Origin of the sequence: Nocardioides marmotae (assembly GCF_013177455.1) — a bacterium.
Lineage (GTDB): Bacteria > Actinomycetota > Actinomycetes > Propionibacteriales > Nocardioidaceae > Nocardioides > Nocardioides marmotae.
In genome coordinates this window covers 1,703,924-1,722,433 of record NZ_CP053660.1, presented here as the reverse complement: position 1 = coordinate 1,722,433, position 18,510 = coordinate 1,703,924, and the positions used below count along the sequence as shown (strand labels likewise).

General features: G+C 72.2%; 17 protein-coding genes and 1 tRNA gene. 6 read left to right on the top strand and 12 right to left on the bottom strand.

The window, feature by feature from the left end; all coding sequences use genetic code 11:
- Window positions 1–4: 4 nt before the first annotated feature.
- From HPC71_RS08335 to HPC71_RS08325, 3 genes are all read right to left on the bottom strand, one after another.
- A complete protein-coding gene (locus tag HPC71_RS08335) occupies window positions 5–343 on the bottom strand; it encodes a helix-turn-helix domain-containing protein (protein WP_412033868.1) in 339 nt (112 codons plus the stop codon).
- A 403-nt stretch (window positions 344–746) separates the two neighbouring features.
- Window positions 747–902 carry a hypothetical protein gene (locus HPC71_RS08330; RefSeq protein ID WP_154611935.1) on the bottom strand — a complete coding sequence of 52 codons (156 nt, stop codon included), beginning with the start codon at window positions 900–902 and terminating at the stop codon, window positions 747–749.
- Window positions 903–977: 75 nt separating this feature from the next.
- Entirely contained in the window at window positions 978–2,666 is a 1,689-nt protein-coding gene (locus tag HPC71_RS08325) for an MmpA family trehalose lipid delivery protein (protein ID WP_154615105.1), read from the bottom strand.
- A 57-nt stretch (window positions 2,667–2,723) separates the two neighbouring features.
- On the opposite strand from HPC71_RS08325, the gene HPC71_RS08320 reads away from it, so the two are divergent.
- The gene (locus tag HPC71_RS08320) at window positions 2,724–3,971 is read left to right on the top strand and encodes a lipopolysaccharide biosynthesis protein (protein ID WP_154611937.1); all 1,248 of its coding nucleotides are present in this window, start codon (window positions 2,724–2,726) and stop codon (window positions 3,969–3,971) included.
- Window positions 3,972–4,145: 174 nt separating this feature from the next.
- Here the strand turns inward: HPC71_RS08320 and polA are convergent, their stop codons facing one another.
- A complete protein-coding gene (gene polA, locus HPC71_RS08315) occupies window positions 4,146–6,851 on the bottom strand; it encodes a DNA polymerase I (RefSeq protein ID WP_171896545.1) in 2,706 nt (901 codons plus the stop codon).
- 55 nt (window positions 6,852–6,906) lie between these two features.
- Between polA and HPC71_RS08310 the strand changes: the two genes are divergently transcribed.
- Window positions 6,907–7,326: a hotdog fold thioesterase gene (locus HPC71_RS08310; RefSeq protein WP_230084299.1), complete on the top strand. Its 420-nt coding sequence runs from the start codon at window positions 6,907–6,909 to the stop codon at window positions 7,324–7,326.
- A 42-nt stretch (window positions 7,327–7,368) separates the two neighbouring features.
- On the opposite strand, the gene HPC71_RS08305 is transcribed toward HPC71_RS08310, so the two are convergent.
- Window positions 7,369–7,884 carry a GNAT family N-acetyltransferase gene (locus tag HPC71_RS08305; RefSeq protein ID WP_230087033.1) on the bottom strand — a complete coding sequence of 172 codons (516 nt, stop codon included), beginning with the start codon at window positions 7,882–7,884 and terminating at the stop codon, window positions 7,369–7,371.
- 186 nt (window positions 7,885–8,070) lie between these two features.
- On the opposite strand from HPC71_RS08305, the gene HPC71_RS08300 reads away from it, so the two are divergent.
- Both HPC71_RS08300 and HPC71_RS08295 read left to right on the top strand, forming a co-directional pair.
- Window positions 8,071–8,817 (top strand): DUF554 domain-containing protein, encoded by a 747-nt coding sequence (locus HPC71_RS08300; protein WP_171896543.1) that lies wholly within the window; start codon window positions 8,071–8,073, stop codon window positions 8,815–8,817.
- Window positions 8,818–9,017: 200 nt separating this feature from the next.
- The gene (locus HPC71_RS08295) at window positions 9,018–10,373 is read left to right on the top strand and encodes an ABC transporter substrate-binding protein (protein ID WP_216656572.1); all 1,356 of its coding nucleotides are present in this window, start codon (window positions 9,018–9,020) and stop codon (window positions 10,371–10,373) included.
- A gap of 207 nt (window positions 10,374–10,580) precedes the next feature.
- Here HPC71_RS08295 and HPC71_RS08290 read toward each other — a convergent pair whose 3' ends face one another.
- From HPC71_RS08290 to HPC71_RS08260, 6 genes are all read right to left on the bottom strand, one after another.
- Window positions 10,581–11,372, bottom strand: a complete 792-nt coding sequence (locus HPC71_RS08290; RefSeq protein ID WP_171896541.1) for an ABC transporter ATP-binding protein — start codon at window positions 11,370–11,372, stop codon at window positions 10,581–10,583.
- Window positions 11,369–12,349 carry an ABC transporter ATP-binding protein gene (locus HPC71_RS08285; protein WP_154615103.1) on the bottom strand — a complete coding sequence of 327 codons (981 nt, stop codon included), beginning with the start codon at window positions 12,347–12,349 and terminating at the stop codon, window positions 11,369–11,371. The genes HPC71_RS08290 and HPC71_RS08285 overlap by 4 nt, the downstream gene beginning before the upstream one ends.
- The gene (locus HPC71_RS20885) at window positions 12,342–13,550 is read right to left on the bottom strand and encodes a branched-chain amino acid ABC transporter permease (RefSeq protein ID WP_216656571.1); all 1,209 of its coding nucleotides are present in this window, start codon (window positions 13,548–13,550) and stop codon (window positions 12,342–12,344) included. The genes HPC71_RS08285 and HPC71_RS20885 overlap by 8 nt, the downstream gene beginning before the upstream one ends.
- A 20-nt stretch (window positions 13,551–13,570) precedes the next feature.
- Window positions 13,571–14,935 carry an ABC transporter permease subunit gene (locus HPC71_RS08270; protein ID WP_154615102.1) on the bottom strand — a complete coding sequence of 455 codons (1,365 nt, stop codon included), beginning with the start codon at window positions 14,933–14,935 and terminating at the stop codon, window positions 13,571–13,573.
- Window positions 14,936–15,096: 161 nt separating this feature from the next.
- Window positions 15,097–15,714: an ANTAR domain-containing response regulator gene (locus HPC71_RS08265; RefSeq protein ID WP_171896539.1), complete on the bottom strand. Its 618-nt coding sequence runs from the start codon at window positions 15,712–15,714 to the stop codon at window positions 15,097–15,099.
- Window positions 15,715–15,786: 72 nt separating this feature from the next.
- Complete coding sequence (locus tag HPC71_RS08260; RefSeq protein ID WP_154611943.1) at window positions 15,787–15,951, bottom strand: hypothetical protein; 165 nt, start codon at window positions 15,949–15,951, stop codon at window positions 15,787–15,789.
- A 69-nt stretch (window positions 15,952–16,020) separates the two neighbouring features.
- Here HPC71_RS08260 and HPC71_RS08255 point away from each other — a divergent pair.
- Window positions 16,021–16,103 (top strand) — tRNA-Leu (locus HPC71_RS08255).
- A 53-nt stretch (window positions 16,104–16,156) separates the two neighbouring features.
- Entirely contained in the window at window positions 16,157–16,936 is a 780-nt protein-coding gene (locus tag HPC71_RS08250) for a transcriptional regulator (RefSeq protein ID WP_154615101.1), read from the top strand.
- 3 nt (window positions 16,937–16,939) lie between these two features.
- On the opposite strand, the gene pyk is transcribed toward HPC71_RS08250, so the two are convergent.
- On the bottom strand, window positions 16,940–18,403 hold the full coding sequence (pyk, locus tag HPC71_RS08245; protein ID WP_171896537.1) for a pyruvate kinase: 1,464 nt from the start codon (window positions 18,401–18,403) through the stop codon (window positions 16,940–16,942).
- Window positions 18,404–18,510 lie beyond the last annotated feature (107 nt).

Below are 18,510 nucleotides of genomic sequence, written 5' to 3'. Positions count from 1 at the left end.
CGGACTACCCCCTCTCGTCCTCAGCCCCGGGACCGGTCCCGGCAGACGAGGCGGGGCCTGCGTCCGCGCGGTGGGTGGGCGCGTAGGCGAGCACGTCTCCGGGGGTGCACTGCAGCTCCCGGCAGATCGCGGTCAAGGTGTTGAACCGGATCGCCTTGGCGTGGCCGTTCTTCAGCACCGACATGTTCGCGATCGTCACCCCGACGCGGTCTGCGAGCTCGGTCAGGGTCATCCCGCGGTCGGCCAGCAGCGCGTCCAGCCGCACCACGATGTGGTGTTCGGAGGACCGTCTCGCGCCCTCGACCGGCCCGGTGTCCGGCGCGTCGCCCCGCTTGCGGCTCACACCAGTCCCTCGACGTCGGCGCGCAGCGCGGCGCCCTGGCGGAACACCTCGGCGGCGACCGCGACCCCCAGGCCGGCCGGCGAGGAGCGGCGTGAACGAGATCTCGACGCCGGAGTGCACGTACGGGGCGGTCTGCGGGTGGTTCAACACCGTGGCCCTGCCCCACGCCTCGAGCAGCACCACCGCCTGCCCGCCCAGACCGACGGCAGCGGCGATCAGGTACAGCCGCCGCGCGTTCGCGGCGTTGAAGGGGTCGCCGCCCGTTGTTCGCCTGACCACGGGCCGGGCGCCCGGGCGTTCCGGGCCCGGAACGCGCTCGACCGAGCGTGCCTGGTGGCAACGCCCGGTCGGTCGGGGGACGAGACCCGGGGGTCTCGTCAGGTCACGTCAGTGACGCAGGGTCTCAGCCCTCGGAGCCGTACTGGATGACCGGCTGGTTGACGTTCGCCGGCGAGTCACCGCTCGGGCTGGTCTGCGCGGAGACCACTCCGACGATGGTGGCCGAGGCGACGATGCCGCCGATGGCCAGGCTGCCGAAGGTGCTCAGGATGCTTCCCACGTGAAAACCCTTCCCTAGGTTCGACCAGAACGGTAACAGCGTGCTCCGCGGAGCGCCGCATTTCCGAGACATCGATCACGTCGGCACGCCAGCCACCCGTCCGCGGCGCACGCGGCGGGCGACCGCGAGGCCGGGCGCGGCCAGCAGGCAGGCGCCCCACAGGCACCACGCCGTGGTGGCGGCGACCGCCCAGGACGTCGGCACCGGCCGGTCGGCGACAGACCCGTCGAGCTCGACGACGAGCAGCTCGGTGGAGTCGAGCAGCACCCGACCGGCCACGGCGGGCGCCTCGCCGGGGGCGAGCCGGTCGACGGTGACGACGCCGATGCCGAGGTCGGCCAGCCGGGCGGCCCGTTCCTCCGGCGAGCCGGCCGCGAGCGCGGCCGCGGCCTCCCCCACCCGTGGGTCCTCCCCCGCGATCGTCGTCTCGTCCACGACCAGCTCGTCGCTGGCGACCACGTCGCGCGGCAGGTGGCGGGGCAGCGGGTCGAGGACCTTGCGGTCGTGGTTCCACGACGGCTGCCGGTAGCTCGACAGCGGCAGCGCGAGCACGTCGCCCGGCCCCGCGCCGTCCACGGCGTCGCGTGCCGCGGCGTACGACGCCGGGTAGGTGGTCGGCTCGAGCCGGCCGGAGAGCCCGAGCGCGGCGTCGGGCAGCAGGGTGATCGGCAGCAGGGCCAGCGCGCCGGCGAGGACGAGGCGCGGGGTGCGCTCGGGGACCCCGTCCAGCAGCGCGGCCGCACCGCAACCGGCGAGCACCGCGACCAGCGGCGCGCACAGCACGAGCAGCCGCGAGCCGTCGCGGAGCAGTCCCCCGCCGGGCACGTGCGCGGCGAGCGCCGCGACCGCCCCGGGGGCCGCCCAGGTCACCAGCGCCAGCAGCAGCCCGACCACCCAGCAGGCGACGAGCGCGACGACGTCGCGCCGCTCGGAGCGTCGCGCCCACCTCCGCAGGCCGGCCGCGGCGAGCCCCACGAGCACCGCCAGCCCCAGCCAGGCCAGGACGCCGTCGCGGGAGGGCAGGACCACCTCGCCGTTCCAGATGCCGCCCAGGGCCAGCGCCGCCAGCGGCGGCGGGAGCGCCCCGTCCGCGCCGAGCGCGAACAGCTCCGCGCCGGCAGCGTCGGTCCGCGCGTCGGCGGCGTGCAGGGCGCCGGTGACCAGCCACGGCAGGTTCGCGACGAGCGCGAGCAGCACCACCGGGCCGGTACGCCGCCGCCCGGCCGCGGCCGCGAGCAGCGCGACCGCGGTGGCCACCCCGGCGCTCGCGCTGAGGCTGCCCAGCGGGGCGAGCGCGAGCAGCATCGCCGGCGGTGCGCCGGTCTCCCGCCAGCGGCGACCCGCGAGCAGGACCCACGGGAGCACGGCGTACCCCACCAGCACCGGCCAGTGGCCGATCGCCAGCCGCTCGGCGACGTACGGGTTCCACTGGTAGACCGAGACCGCGACCAGCTGCGCGGCCAGCGACCGCTCCGGCACCAGCCGGCGGGCGCCGAGGCCGCCGGCGACGAGGGCGACCAGCAGCACCGCCTTCTGCAGCAACGCACCCGGCACCACCTCGTCGAGCACGGCGACGACCGCGTCGGAGGGGACCGCGCGGGGCAGGCCCGACCCGACCCCCCACACGTCGGGGCGCACGGGCAGGTCCGGCACCCACACCATGTCGTAGGTCAACAGGAGGCCGGGGCCGAGCGCCGGGCCGAGCAGGAGCAGCGCCAGGACGAGCGACCACGCGCGCGGCACCCATGCTCGCCAGTCGGACACGCGGCGATCCAACCATCCCCGGCGAGCGGCGCACGGCCGCCCCTTAGGCTTCCCCGCGTGTCAGAGACCCCCGGCGGCTTCCGCGCGCTGCTGAGGAGCGGCGCGGCGCTCGCCGTGGCCATGGCCGTGATGAACGTGGCGACCTACGGCTACACCGTGCTGGTCGCCCACCTCGTCGGCCCGAGCGACTTCGGCGCCTTCTCCGCGATCATGGGCGTCCTGCTCGTGGTCAACGTGCTCTCCCTCGGCCTGCAGGCCACGGGCGCGCGCCGGATCTCGGCCGAGCCCGCGTCGGCCGCCGCCGTGGAGCGGGTGGTGCTCACGGTCTCCTACCGCAGCGCCCTGGTCCTCGCGCTGGCGCTCGCCGCGCTCGCGCCGGTCCTCGACGCCGTGCTGCGCCTCGACAGCATCCCGACCGCCCTGCTCGTCGCGGTCACCGCGGCGCCGCTGACGGTGATGGGCGGGCAGGCCGGCGTGCTCCAGGGCGAGCGCCGGTGGGGTCCCCTGGCGCTGGTCTACCTCGCCCAGGGCGTCGGGCGCGTGGGGGCCGGCATCGGCTTCCTCCTGGTCTGGCGCACCGAGTTCGCCGCGGTCCTCGGCGTCGCGATCGGCGCGTGGCTGCCGGTGCTCATCGGGTACGTCGCGCTGCGCCGATCGCGCCCCGCCACCACCGCCTCGGTGGTCTCCGCGAGCGGGCTGATGCGCGAGGTCGCGGGCAGCAGCCAGGCGCTGCTGGCGTTCTTCGCCCTCTCCAACGCCGACATCCTGCTGGCCCGCGCCGTCCTCGACGACCACACCGCAGGTCTGTACGCCGCCGGCCTGATCCTGGTCAAGGCGATCTTGTTCCTGCCGCAGTTCGTCGCGGTGATCGCCTTCCCCTCGATGGCCACCCAGGGCGCGAGCAGCAGCACCCTGGTCAAGGCGTTGCTGGTCGCGCTCGCCCTCGGCCTGTGCGGCATGGTCGGCACCCTGCTCCTGCCCGACCTCGCCCTGGTCTTCGTGGGCGGCTCGGACTTCGAGGAGGTCAAGAGCCAGCTCTGGCTCTTCGCGCTGGTCGGCACGCTCCTCTCGATGGTGCAGCTGCTGCTCTACTCCGCGCTCGCGCGCCAGCAGTGGCGGGCCATCCTGGCGATCTGGGCGACCCTCGTCGCGCTGCTGTGCAGCGCCCCGTTCGTCCACTCCCTCGACGGGCTGGTCACCCTGGTCCTCGGCCTCGACGCCGCGCTGTTCCTCGTGCTCGTCACCGTCGCGCTCCTCGGCCGCTCCACGACCGCCGCCCGCGAGCCCGCAGACGCCCGCACCTGACGAAGTGGGACTCCTGCAGGTCCGAAGTGGGACTCCTGCAGCCGCGAGGTGGCACTCCTGCAGGCACGAGGTGGCACTGCTGCAGGCATGGCGCTGCAGCAGTGCCACCTCGACGCTGCAGCGGTGCCACCTCGACGCTGCAGCGGTGCCACCTCGGCCCGCCGGGGGCGGGGGTCAGTGGGCGGCGTCGTGCCAGCTGCGGCCGGTGCCGACCGAGACGTCGAGGGGGACGGCGAGGTCGGCGGCGCCGGCCATCTCGCGGCGTACCAGCGTCTCGAGCGCCTCGCGCTCGCCCTCGGCCACCTCGAGCACGAGCTCGTCGTGGACCTGGAGGAGCATCCGCGACCGCAGGCCGGCCTCACGGATGGCCTTGTCGACGTTGAGCATCGCGATCTTGATCAGGTCCGCGGCCGAGCCCTGGATCGGGGCGTTGAGCGCCATCCGCTCGGCCATCTCCCGGCGCTGCCGGTTGTCGCTGGTCAGGTCCGGCAGGTAGCGGCGGCGACCGTAGATGGTCTCGGTGTAGCCGCTGCGCCGGGCCACGTCGACCACGCCGCCGAGGTAGTCGCGGATCCCGCCGAAGGTCTCGAAGTACTCATCCATGAGCACCCGCGCCTCGGCCGGGTCGATCGTCAGCTGCTGGCTCAGCCCGTAGGCCGACAGCCCGTAGGCCAGGCCGTAGTTCATCGCCTTGATCTTGGCGCGCTGCTCGGGCCCGACCTCCTCGGCGGGGACGTCGAAGACCCGCGCGGCGGTGACGGAGTGGAAGTCGCGCCCGGACCGGAAGGCGTCGATGAGCAGGGCGTCCTCCGAGAGGTGCGCCATGATCCGCATCTCGATCTGGCTGTAGTCGGCCGTCATCAGCGACTCGTAGCCGGGGCCGACGACGAACGCCTCGCGGATCCGGCGGCCCTCCTCGGTGCGCACCGGGATGTTCTGCAGGTTCGGGTCGGTGCTGGAGAGGCGACCGGTCGCGGCGATCGTCTGGTTGAAGGTGGTGTGGATCCGCCCGTCGGGCGCCACCGTCTTGAGCAGCCCCTCGATCGTCTGGCGCAGCCGCGCGACGTCGCGGTGCCGCAGCAGGTGCAGCAGGAAGGGGTGCTCGGTCTTGACGTAGAGCGCCTGGAGCGCGTCGGCGTCGGTGGTGTAGCCGGTCTTGGTGCGCTTGGTCTTCGGCATGTCGAGCTCGTCGAAAAGCACCACCTGCAGCTGCTTGGGCGAGCCGAGGTTGATCTCCTTGCCGATGACGGCGTAGGCGTCCTCGGCGGCGAGCTTCACCTCGCCGGCGAAGTGCCGCTCGAGGTCCTCGAGGTGCTCGGTGTCGACGGCGATGCCGGTGCGCTCCATCGTGGCCAGCAGGTCGACCAGCGGCAGCTCGATGTCCTCCAGCAGGCGGGTCCCGCCGCGGTCGGCGAGCTCCTCGTCCAGCGCGGCGGCCAGGTCGAGCACGGCGCGGGCGTGCAGCATCTCGACCTGCCCCGCCGCCTCGTCGGTGATCCCGTCGAGGCTGAGCTGGCCGTCGTCGGCCGGGCCCGTGCGCAGCTCGCGCTTGAGGTAGCGCACGGTGAGGTCGGCGAGGTCGTAGGAGCGCTGGTCGGGGCGCGCGAGGTACGCCGACAGCGCGGTGTCGCGGGCGAGGCCGGCCAGCGGCATGCCCCACGCGTCGAGCGCCAGGATCGGCCCCTTGGCGTCGTGGAGCACCTTGAGTCGGGCCGGGTCCGCGAGCCAGGCGCGCAGCGCCTCCTCGTCGGCGGGGTCCATCGTCTCGGCGGTGACGTACGCCGCCGCCCCCTCCACCGTCGCCAGGGCCAGCGCGTCGACGTCGCCGGTGCCGGCGCCCCAGCGACCCGCGACGTGCACGCCGACCCGGTCACCGCCGGAGGCGTGCTCGGCCAGCCAGCCGGCCAGCTCGCCGGCGCCGAGCACGCTCATCGCCACGTCGAACCCGGAGTCGTCGATCTCCTCCTCCGAGCTGAGCGTCTCGAAGAGCCGGTCGCGCAGCACCCGGAACTCCAGGCCGTCGAAGAGCGTGTGGACCTCCTGGCGGTCCCACGGCCGGATCGCCAGGTCCGCCGGGGCGAGCTCGAGGTCCAGGTCGCGCACGAGCGCGTTGAGCCGGCGGTTGCGGATGACGTCGCCGAGGTGGGCGCGCAGCGCCTCGCCCTTCTTGCCGGTGATCTTGTCGGCGTGGGTGATGACGTTGTCGAGGCCGTCGTAGGTGTTGATCCACTTCGCGGCGAACCCGACGCCGACCCCGGGCACGCCCGGGAGGTTGTCGGAGGTCTCCCCCACGATCGCGGCGATCTCGGGGTAGCGGTGCGGGGGCACGCCGTACTTCGCCTCGACCGCCTCAGGCGTCATCCGGGCCAGGTCGGAGACCCCGCGCATCGGGTAGAGCACCGTCGAGCGGTCGGTGACCAGCTGCAGGGAGTCGCGGTCACCGGTGAGGATCAGCACCTCCATGCCGTCGGCGAGCGCCTGGGTGGTCAGCGTGGCGATGATGTCGTCGGCCTCGTAGCCGTCCTTCTTCAGGAACGGGATCCGCAGCGCGTCGAGCACCTCCTCGATCAGCGGCAGCTGGCTGCTGAACTCCCCCGGCGACTTGGCCCGCTTGGCCTTGTACTCGGCGTACTCCTCCAGGCGGAAGGTCTGCCGCGAGACGTCGAAGGCGACCGCGACGTGCGTGGGCTGCTCGTCGCGCAGCACGTTGATGAGCATCGAGGTGAAGCCGTAGACGGCGTTCGTGTGCTGGCCGGTGGTGGTGGAGAAGTTCTCCACCGGCAGCGCGAAGAACGCGCGGTAGGCCAGCGAGTGGCCGTCGAGGAGGAGCAGGCGCGGAGGCGCGGCCGACGTCGGGGACGAGGTGGGAGCATCGGGCACCCGCCGACTCTATCCGCCGTCACCGACAGCCGAGCGGTCGGCAAGAATGCCCCGCATGGACGTCGAGGAGTACCTGGCGCAGATGCCGCAGGGCATGGGCACGCTGAACGACAAGATGGGCATCGAGCTGGTCGAGGTCTCCGCCGAGCGCATCGTCGCGACGATGCCCGTCGAGGGCAACGGACAGCCCTACGGCCTGCTCCACGGCGGGGCGTCGGTCGTGCTCGCCGAGAGCCTGGGCTCGATCGGCTCGGGCATCCACGCCCACCCCGACCGGGTGCCGGTCGGCGTCGACATCAACGCCACCCACCACCGCTCGGCCACCAGCGGCCTGGTCACGGGCGTCGCCACCCCGATCCACCTCGGCCGGACGTCGGCGTCCTACGAGATCGTCATCACCGACGAGCGCGGCAAGCGCGTGTGCACCTCGCGGATCACCTGCGCGCTGATCCCCAAGGAGCGGGTCGGCCTCTAGGTCGGGCCCACCGGCCGCGACCGGCCGGCCGATCGGGAGGGCCTAGCCCGCCGCCTGCGAGCGCCGCTGCGAACGGCGCGCGGCCAGCACCTGGGTGAGCTGGCGGCCACCGCGCTCGTGGGCGGGACGCAGCGCGGTGAGACGGGCGCGCAGGGCGTGGGTGCTGGCGACGCGGAGCACCGCCTGCGGGCCCAGCCCGAGCCGCGCCATGAACCGGTTGGCGTCGCGCGACCCGGAGGTCGCGGCGGTGGCGACGTGGCCCACGCCCTGCTCCTCGGCGAACGTCACGGCCGCCTCCATCAGGGCGCGACCCACGCCGTGGCGGCGGTACTTCGGCAGCACGTGCGGCGAGAGCGCCTGCACGGTGAGGTCGGGGTTCAACGGGTTCAGCGTGCTGACCCGCAGCAGCACCGCGCCGGCCGGGTTGCCGTCGTACTCGGCCACGACGATGCGCTGCTCGGGCGACTGCGCGGCGGTCTTGATGACCAGCTCCACGTCGGCGACCTGGTCGTGCTTGTCGGCTCGGCGCAACGCGTCGGCCCACAGGTCCGCGAGCATCGGCGCGTCCGCGGGTTCGGCACATCGCAAGGTCACCACGGAGCGGTGCATGTGCCCTGCCTTCCCCCAGGACCCTGACGGGCCCATGACGATCGAGCGGTCGGTGTCCGGTCCCCGAGGACCCGACTCGCACCGGCGAGACTACGCTCCCTGCGCCGGTCTTGTCAGACCCGTGTGAGGAGCGCCGTGGTCCCCGGAGTCGGAACGCTGGTCAACGTCCTCGCGGTGCTCGTCGGCGGCCTCCTCGGCCTGCTGCTCGGCAACCGCCTGCCGGTGCGGACCCGCGAGGTCGTGACCGACGGGCTGGGCCTGGTCACGCTGCTCATCGCGGGTACGTCGGCGATGGCCGTGCTCGACGTGGACCTCGCCGACGCCGTGGGCGACAGCGCCCCGATGCTCATCGTGCTCGGCGCCCTGCTCCTCGGTGGGATCGTCGGCTCCCTGCTGCGCCTCGAGCAGCGCATCGAGTCGCTCGGCGGGCTGCTGCAGAAGGCGCTGGCCGGCGACCGCGGCTCGGTCGAACGGCGGCGGTTCGTCGAGGGCTTCGTGGTCTCCTCGCTGATCTTCTGCACCGGGCCGCTGACGATCCTCGGCTCGCTCGAGGACGGCCTGGGCAACGGCGCGGACCAGCTGTTCCTGAAGTCCGCGCTCGACGGGTTCGCCGCGATCGCCTTCGCCGCCTCCTTCGGCTGGGGCGTGCTCGCGGCCTCCCTCACGGTGCTGGTCGTCCAGGGCTCGCTGACCCTCGTCGGCGTCGCGCTGGGCGGGGTGGTGCCCGACGCCCACCTGGCCGCGGTCACCGCGACCGGCGGCCTGCTGCTCGTCGGCGTCGCCCTGCGGCTGCTGCGGGTGCGCGACGTGCCCGTCGCCGACCTGCTGCCGGCGCTGGTGGTCGCGCCGCTGCTGGTCCAGCTCGTCGTCACCCTCGGCTGAGCGGGCGGGTGACCGGCCGGGTGACCGGGCGGGTGACCGGCCGGGTGACCAGCGTCGGTGACGTAACGGTTTGGTGACGAGAGGGTGTGGTTCGCCACACCACCCCCCGACCGGATCTACGGTGGCGGGGCCAAGACCGGCCTCCGGGGGTCGGGAACCTGCGGTTAGCTGCGCCAAACCTGACAGAAAGGTTCACCCACGTGAATCGAACCACCACCGCGTCCTGGATGAAGTTGATGGCCGGCACCGCCGTGCTGTCCCTCACCCTGGCTGCCTGCGGCTCCGAGGACGACTCCGAGCCCGCCGCCGAGGACACCCCGACCGCGTCCACCTCGGAGTCGAGCGACGCCGTCGCCGAGGAGTTCACGAACGACAAGTGCGGCAACGGCACGACCAGCGCCGACACCTACAAGGTCGGCGGCATCCTGCCCTTGACCGGCAACCTGGCCTACCTCGGCCCGCCGGAGATCGCGGGCGTCGGCCTGGCCGTCTCCGACATCAACGCCGCCGGCGGCGTCGCCGGCGCGGACGCCTGCCACCAGATCCTCGACTCCGGTGACACCACCGACCTCGCGGTCAGCACCTCCTCGGCCGGCAACCTGGTCAACGCCAAGCCGTCGATCGTGGTCGGCGCCGCCTCCTCCAGCGTCACGCTGAACGTGGTGGACACCTTCACCGACGCCAAGATCGTCCAGGTCTCCCCCGCCAACACCGCGGTCGACCTCTCGGGCTACTCCGACTTCTTCTTCCGCACCGCCCCGCCGGACGGCATCCAGGGCGCGGCCCTCGGCACGCTGATCTCCAGCGACGGCTACTCGCGCATCGGCTTCCTGGTCTTCAGCGACACCTACGGCACCGGCCTGCGCAACGCGGTCCAGGAGACCGTCGAGGCCTCCGGCGGCGAGTGCACCTACGGCTGCAAGGGCGACGGCAACGAGTTCCCCGCCGGCCAGACGACGTTCTCCTCCGACGTCAGCGCGGTGCTCGCCACCAACCCCGACGCCATCGTCATCCTCGCGTTCGACGAGACCAAGGCGATCGTGCCCGAGCTCGTCTCGCAGGGCTGGGACATGTCGAAGACCTACCTGACCGACGGCAACACCGCGGACTACTCCAAGGACTTCGACGAGGGCACGATGGAGGGTGCCCAGGGCACCATCCCGGGTGCTGACGCCTCCACGGACTTCAAGGACCGGCTCCAGGGCTGGAACCAGCAGGTCAACGGCGAGGAGCTCACCGACTACGCCTACGCCGCGGAGTCCTACGACGCCACCATCCTCGGCGCCCTCGCGGCGATCAAGGGCGGCGGCTCCGACCCGGTGACGATCCAGAAGAACTACGCCGCCGTCTCCGGCGCCACCGACGGCGAGGAGTGCACCACCTTCGCCGACTGCGCCGCGCTGCTCGAGGAGGGCTCGGAGATCACCTACACCGGCCCGTCGGGCATCGGTCCGATCGATGACGAGAACGACCCGTCCTCGGCCTTCGTCGGCATCTACGCCTACGACGCCGCCAACAAGAACATCTTCTCCTCCACCGTCGAGGGCAACAAGTGACCTCCTGACCTCACGGTCAACGGTGGCGGGTCGACCCGCACCACACCAGCAGGGCCCCGGACCTCACGGTCCGGGGCCCTGTTGCTTGCCCTGGGCAGCTGCCCGAGCACGTGCCCGAGCGCCGGCCTGAGCACGTGGGGAAACGACGACGCCGCCCACCCGGAGACCGGGTGGGCGGCGTCGGTACGTCGTGGGGCGGGCCTGCGCTCAGGCCTCGCCTCCCTGGCGCTGGTCGTCGACGTCCTTGGCGAGCGTGCCGAGGTACAGCTCGATCACCTTGGGGTCGTTGGCGAGCTCGCGGCCGGTGCCGCTGTAGGCGTCCCGGCCCTGGTCGAGGACGTAGCCGCGGTCGCAGATCTGCAGGCAGCGGCGGGCGTTCTGCTCGACCATCACCACGCACACGCCGGTCTTGTTGATCTGGCGGGTCCGGATGAACGTCTCGTCCTGGCGCACCGGCGACAGGCCCGCGGAGGGCTCGTCGAGCAGCAGCACCTTGGGCTCCATCATCAGCGCGCGGGCCATCGCCAGCGACTGCCGCTCGCCGCCCGACAGGGCTCCGGCGCTGCGGTCGCGCCGCTCGTGCAGCGTCGGGAACAGGTCCCACATCGCACCGAGCCGCTCCTGGAGCTTCTTGGGCCGCAGGAACAGCCCCATCCGCAGGTTCTCCTCGATGGTCAGCGAGGGGAAGACGTTGTTGGTCTGCGGCACGAAGCCGACGCCCATCTGCACGAGCCGGTTGGCGCGGGAGTTGGTGATGTCCTCACCGTGCAGCGTCACGCTGCCGGAGTGGATCTTCACCAGCCCGAACATCGCCTTGAGCAGGGTGGACTTGCCGGCGCCGTTCGGGCCGATGATGCCGATCATCTCGCCGGGGTGGGCGACCAGGCTGCAGCCGTTGAGGATGTTCACGCCCGGCAGGTAGCCGGCCACGAGGTCCGTGGCCTCGATGACCGGTTGCTGGGAGCCGGCCGCCGGCGAGGCGGTCTGGGTCTGGGTCACGACTTGTCTCCCTCGTGCTTCTCGTGCGCCGCCTCGTCGGCGCGCACCTCCGCCTCGATCTCCTCGAGCGCGCTCTCGCTGAGGACCTCGTCGTCACCGAGGTCGGTGTCGTGGTGGGCGCCGAGGTAGGCGTCGATCACGGCCTGGTTCGACATCACGGTGTCGGCGGTGCCCTCGGCGACGACGCGGCCCTCGGCCATGACGACGACCCAGTCGGAGATGTGGCGGACGACGTGCATGTCGTGCTCGACGAAGAGCACCGTCATCCCCTCGTCGCGCAGCGACTGGATGTGGCCCAGCAGCGACTGGGTCAGGGCCGGGTTCACCCCGGCCATCGGCTCGTCGAGCATGATCATCTTCGGGTCGCTCATCAGGGCCCGGGCCATCTCGAGGAGCTTGCGCTGGCCGCCGGAGAGGCTGCCGGCGTAGTCGTCCTTCTTCTCCAGGAGCTTGAACCGGTCGAGCAGCTCCTTGGCCTTCTCCTCGACCTGCTTCTCCTGGCCGCGCCACAGCGGCTTGAAGACCGACTTCAGCAGGTTCTCACCGTCCTGGTCCTGCGCGCCCAGCATCATGTTGTCCATCACCGTCATCCGGTTCAGCGACTTGGTGAGCTGGAAGGTGCGGACCATGCCGGCCTGGGCGACGCTCGAGGCCGACGTCTTGTTCAGCGCCCGGCCGTCGAACTCCCAGTGCGCGCCGGAGCCGGCCGAGCTGGGCTTGTCGAAGCCGGTGATCAGGTTGAAGAAGGTCGTCTTGCCGGCGCCGTTGGGGCCGATGAGCGCGGTGATGATGCCGCGCTGGACCTCGAGGTGCTCGACGTCGACGGCGGTGATGCCGCCGAAGCGCCGCTCGATCTTGTCGACCTTGAGGATCGGGTCCGGCTTGGCCGAGCCCGGCTCGGGCGCGACGCCGGACATGAGCGCGCGGCGCGCGGCCGGGTCGGCCAGCGACGACGCGCTGGTGGTGGTCTCAGACATTGAACCGGAGCTCCCTCTTGTTGCCGAGGATTCCTTGTGGTCGGAAGATCACGAGCAGGACCAGGGCGACACCGACGACGATGAAGGAGAACTGCTCGGTCTGCTGGCTGCTCATGATGCTGTCGGGCACGTAGGCACGCGCCGACTCACGGATGAGGATGCGGGCGGAGAAGAACAGCACGGTACCCAGCACCGGCCCGAAGATCGTCGCCGCGCCACCGAGCAGCAGCGCGGTGTAGGCGAAGAACGTGATCTGGCGGCCGAGCGCGTCGGGCTGCACGGTCGAGGCGAGCACGTAGACCATGCCGCCCAGGGCGCCGAACAGGCCGCCGATGACCAGCGACTGCATCTTGATCGCGAAGACGTTGCGACCGAGGCTGCGCATGGCGTCCTCGTCCTCGCGGACGCCGCGGAGCAGGCGGCCCCAGGGGCTGCGGACCAGCAGGTAGATGATCAGCGTGCTGATCGCGACCAGCGTCCAGGCCACCGCGCGGACCCACCAGCCGTTGACGCCGGAGCGGTTGTAGGTGACCGGCATCGCGAAGAACAGCGCGTAGAGGCCGACGAGCACGAGCACCACGACGAGCAGCTTGTGCATCGTCGAGCGACGACGCTCGGACGCGTCGGCGCCCGGGGCGTCGCCGCGCTTGGCGCGGCGTACCAGGACGACGATCGCCACGACGCAGGCGACGAAGACCAGGCCGCCGAGGGCGCGGACCCAGCCGGCCCCGTCGGCGACGTCGGTGTAGTTGAACGGCGCCAGGGTGAAGGCGCCGTCACCGAAGAACGACAGCTCGACGAACGCCGGCTGGTAGGTGCGGCCCTGGATGCCCTGGGCGCCGCCGGTGAGCTCCTTGAGGTTCGAGAGCCGTCCGACGAACCTGATGATCTCCGCTGCGGAGATCGTCACGATCGCCAGGTAGTCACCACGTAGCTGCAGGGTCGGGATGCCGAGGACCAGGGCGAAGACGAAGGCCAGCCCGAGCCCGATGAGCACGGCCAGCGGCAGCGGGATGTCGTGGACCAGCGAGATCGCGAAGCCGTAGGCACCCAGGAGCATGAAGCCGGACTGGCCGAAGTTGAGCAGGCCGGTGTAGCCGAAGTGCAGGTTCAGGCCGATGACGGCGATGGCGACCGCGGCGGTGCCGGGGCTGATCGCCTCGCGGATGACCGCGCTGAGGATGTCGAGGATGGTGTCCATGCGTAGAGTCCCTCTCCCTCTCAGCCGACCCGCTCGGCGCGGCCGAGGATGCCCTGAGGCCTCACCAGCAGCAGCACGATCAGGATGCCGAGGGCAACGGCGTACTTGAGGTCACCGGGCGCGCCCAGCGGTCCGGCCAGCTCCACGACGAGCCCGATGATGATCGAGCCGACGAAGGCGCCGAAGGCCGTACCGAGGCCACCCAGGGTGACGGCGGCGAACAGCAGCAGCAGGATCTGCATGCCGGTGTCCCACCGGATGCCGTTGCTGATGACCAGCGCGTAGAGCACGCCGGCCAGGCCGGCGAGACCGGCCGCGGCCGTCCACACCAGCCGGATGATCTTGTCCACGTCGATGCCCGAGGCGGCCGCGAGCGCGGGGTTGTCGGAGACCGCGCGGGTGGCCTGACCGATGCGGGTGCGCAGCAGCACGAAGCCGACGGCGGCGATCGCCACGATCGCGACGCCCATCGCGAGGAAGGAGAGGTTCGTCAGCGTCACCGGGCCGAAGCTGGTGGTGCCGAAGTCGCGCACCACGACCTTTTGCAGCGAGGCGCCGACGAAGAACTGGTAGGCGTACTGCGCGGCCAGCGCGAGACCGATGGTCACGATCATCAGCTGGGTCAGGCCCAGCCCGCGGCGGCGCAGCGGTTGCCAGAGCAGGCGGTCCTGGAGGTAGCCGGCGGCGGCGCAGATCACCGTGGTCAGCACGATGCCGACCCACAGGTTGATCCCGGCGAGGTTCACCAGGCCGTAGGCGACCATGCCGCCGAGCGTCACCAGCTCGGCGTGGGAGAAGTTCGAGAGGCCGGTGGTGCCGTAGATGAGCGAGAGGCCGAGCGAGGCCAGGGCCAGGAGCAGGCCGAGGCGCAGCCCGTTGACCACCGACTGGGCGATCTGGTCGCCGAACGACACACCCCCGGCGTCGTAGTCCTCGTCGCGGACCTCGACGATCGGGGAGACCGAGGAGCCGAGCTTCGCGGTGACCTTGACCGACCCGTCGGGGCCGGCGATGGCCGCGCGCGGCGGGAGCTGCTCGAGGCCGTCGGGCAGCGTCTCCTCGTCGAGGACGACGAAGTACTCCCCCGCCTCGGTGACGGCGAAGCTGAACTTGCCGTCCTCCTCGGTCGTCACGGTCTCGACCTCGGCGCCCTCCGCGTCACGCAGGATCACGTCGACGCCGGCGACGGGCTCGGCCCGGGAGCCCACGGTGCCGCTGATGCAGCCCGTCTCGTCCGGCTTGGGGAGGCACAGGGTGGCCGCTGTCGCGCTCGAGGTGCTGCTCAGCAGCAGGAGCGGGACCAGCAGGCACAGCAGCAGCGCACCGACCAGACCCTTCCTCGCGGCCCGCGCACCGGTCGTGCGGACGTGGTGACGAGACTTCAAACCGGTCCTCCCATCCAAGGCACCCGGCGGGCACCGCGCGGAGAGTCTAGGGGGACGGCGAGTGGCCTGGGGCACATCAGGGCACCCTCGCCCGGCCTTTACCGGACCGTGATGTGGCGGTGACCTGCGTGGTGACGTGGGCGGACGTGCCCGACCGGACGTCAGCCGGCGACGCCGGGCCCGTGCTCGACGACGCCGTCGGCGACCTGGCGCATCGAGAGGCGCAGGTCCATCGCGGTCTTCTGGATCCAGCGGAACGCCTCGGGCTCGGAGAGGCCGAGCTGCTGCTGGAGCACCCCCTTGGCCCGGTCGACGGACTTGCGGGTCTCGAGCCGCTCGGTGAGGTCGGCGACCTCGGCCTCGAGCAGGGAGAGCTCGGAGAACCGGCTCACCGCCATCTCGATCGCCGGCACCAGGTCGGACTTGGAGAACGGCTTGACGAGGTACGCCATCGCGCCGGCGTCGCGCGCCCGCTCGACCAGCTCGCGCTGGGAGAACGCGGTCAGGATGACCACGGGGGCGATCCGGTCGCGGGCGATCGCCTCCGCCGCGGCGATCCCGTCCAGGACCGGCATCTTCACGTCGAGGATCACCAGGTCGGGCCGCAGCTCCTGGGCCAGCTCGATGGCCCGCGCGCCGTCGCCGGCCTGGCCCACGACGTCGTACCCCTCCTCGCCGAGCATCTCGGCGAGGTCCATGCGGATGAGCACCTCGTCCTCGGCGATCACGACGGTGCGCGTGGTGCTGCTGGCACTCGGGACGGCAGAGGGCTCGGTCACGGGCCCCAGGGTATCGGCGCCGCGCGCACCCGTCCGCCGGACGCCACCCGGGATCGCCCGGCGTGCGCGGCATCACGCCGGCCGGCGTCCGCGCGCCTCCTCGACCCGCTCGACGTACGCCGCGGCGTCGGCCCGCTCGAGGAGCCGGCGGCTGCACGCGACGGAGGCCCCCCGGGCGTTCGCCACCGCACGCTCGTTGCTCTCCGCCGCCCACCGCCAGGGTCTCGTCCAGGTCATCCTGAAACTGTAGCGCTCCACTCGACTTTCGGGAACCGTCTCGGTGGACGCTAAGGTTCCTCGAACCCTGCCGGGTTGGCGGAACGGCATACGCGGTGGTCTCAAACACCACTGTCCGCAAGGACTTGTGGGTTCGAATCCCACACCCGGCACCCTTCCCCTCTCCCCCGACGCCACTGTCGGTGCGCCCCGCGAGCATCGGCGCATGGCCCACGTCCGCCCGCTCGCGACCGTCGAGAGCGCGCTCCGCGCGTCGGACGCCGGCGTGCCGGACCGGGAGAACGCCGCGGCCCACGGCGTCGCGGTCAAGACGATCCGTCGGTGGCGCCGGGAGTACCAACGGCGCGGCCGACCGCGAGGTCAGACCCACCTGGCCCCGCCGTGCCCGCGGTGCGAGGACGGGCCACTGGACGAACCGGCGTACGCCGAGCTCCTCGGCTGGTACCTCGGCGACGGCCACATCTCGCTCGGGCGGCGCGGGGTCCACGCACTGCACGTCTACGACGACGCCCGGTACGTCGCTGACATCGCGCGCATCCAGGAGCTGATGCGAGCGGTCAAGCCGGGCGGTCGCCCCCACACCCGACAGGTGCCGGGTGCCGTGGTGGTCACGGTCTCGTGGAAGCACTGGCCCTGCCTGTTCCCCCAGCACGGCCCCGGCCGGAAGCACGAGCGCCCGATCGTGCTGGAGGCCTGGCAGCGCGAGATCGTCGCGGCGCACCCGGGGCCGTTCCTGCGCGGTCTGTTCCACTCCGACGGCTCCCGCGTGCGCAACTGGGCGACCCGGACGGTCGCGGGGACCACGAAGCGCTACGACTACCCGCGGTGGCAGTTCAGCAACCGCTCCGAGGACATCCACGGCCTCTGCACCTGGGCCCTCGACCTCGCCGGGATCCCCTGGCGCCGGTCGGGCCGGTGGACGACCTCGGTCTCCCGCCGCGACGCGGTCGCGGCGCTCGACCGGCTCATCGGCCCGAAGTCGTGAGCCTCAGGTCGCGCGGCGGTACGCCGGCGCGACGCCCTTGATGGCGTCGCCCATGCGGTGGATGCGCAGGGCGTTGGTCGAGCCGGGGATGCCCGGAGGGGCGCCGGCGATGATGACGACGAGGTCGCCCTCCTCGACCCGCCCGATGCGGAGCAGCTGCTCGTCGACCTGGCGCACCATCTCGTCGGTGTGCTCGACGGGAGCGGTCTTGAAGGTCTCGACCCCCCACGAGAGGGAGAGCTGGGAGCGGACGGCGGCCTCGGGGGTGAAGGCGAGGACCGGCACCGACCCGCGCAGCCGCGACATGCGGCGGGCGGAGTCGCCGGACTGGGTGAAGGCGACGACGTACCGCGCGCCGACCCGCTCGGCGACCTCGAGCGCGGCCTTAGCGATCACGCCGCCCTTGGTGTGCGGGTCCCAGTCGATGGCGGAGACCCGGTCGACCGCCTCGGCGGCGAGGGCGTGGCGCTCGGTGGCCTCGACGATCCGGGCCATCGTCTCCACGGTATGCACGGGGTACTCCCCCACGCTCGTCTCGCCCGAGAGCATCACCGCGTCGGCGCCGTCGAGGACGGCGTTGGCGACGTCGGAGGTCTCGGCGCGGGTGGGCGCGGGGTTGCCGACCATCGACTCCAGCATCTGGGTGGCGACGATGACGGGCTTGGCGTTGAGCCGCGCCTTCTCGATGATCCGCTTCTGCAGGAACGGCACGTCCTCGAGCGGGCACTCCACGCCGAGGTCGCCGCGAGCGACCATGAAACCGTCGAAGGCGGCGACGACGTCGTCGAGGTTCTCGATGGCCTGCGGCTTCTCGATCTTGGCGATGACCGGCACCGAGACGCCGACCTCGCGCATGATCCGCCGCACGTCCTCGGCGTCCTCGGCGCTGCGCACGAAGCTGAGCGCGACGAAGTCGACCGCGAGGCTCAGGGCGAAGCGCAGGTCGCGCTCGTCCTTGTCCGAGAGCGCGGGCACCGACACCGCGACGCCGGGCAGGTTGATGCCCTTGTGGTCGCTGACGCGGCCGCCGACGAGGACCTCGGTGTGCACGTCCGTGCCCTCGACGCCGGTCACGCGGAGGCGGACCTTGCCGTCGTCGATGAGGATCGGGTCGCCGACGTTGACGTCGCCGGGCAGGCCCTTGTACGTCGTGCCCGCGGCCTCGCTGTCGCCGGGGACGTCGCGCGTGGTGATCGTCCAGGCCTGGCCGCGGCGCAGCTGGACCGGCCCGCCGGCGAACGTCTCCAGGCGGATCTTCGGGCCCTGGAGGTCGGCGAAGATGCCGACCCCGTGGCCGCTGGCGTCGGCCGCCTCGCGCACCAGCCGGTAGGCCTCGGCGTGGTCCTCGTGGGACCCGTGGCTCATGTTCAGCCGGGCGACGTCCATGCCGGCGTAGACCAGCTCCCGGATCCGCCGCGGGGAGGAGGTGGCGGGACCGAGGGTGCAGACGATCTTGGCTCTACGCACCTGTCCAGCCTAGCGACCTTTTGATCGTTCCAACACTCGGTCGAGGCAGGTGGCCGACGTGCGGGGGTCACCGGCGGACCGGGGACCCCCGCACGCGGCGTCAGACC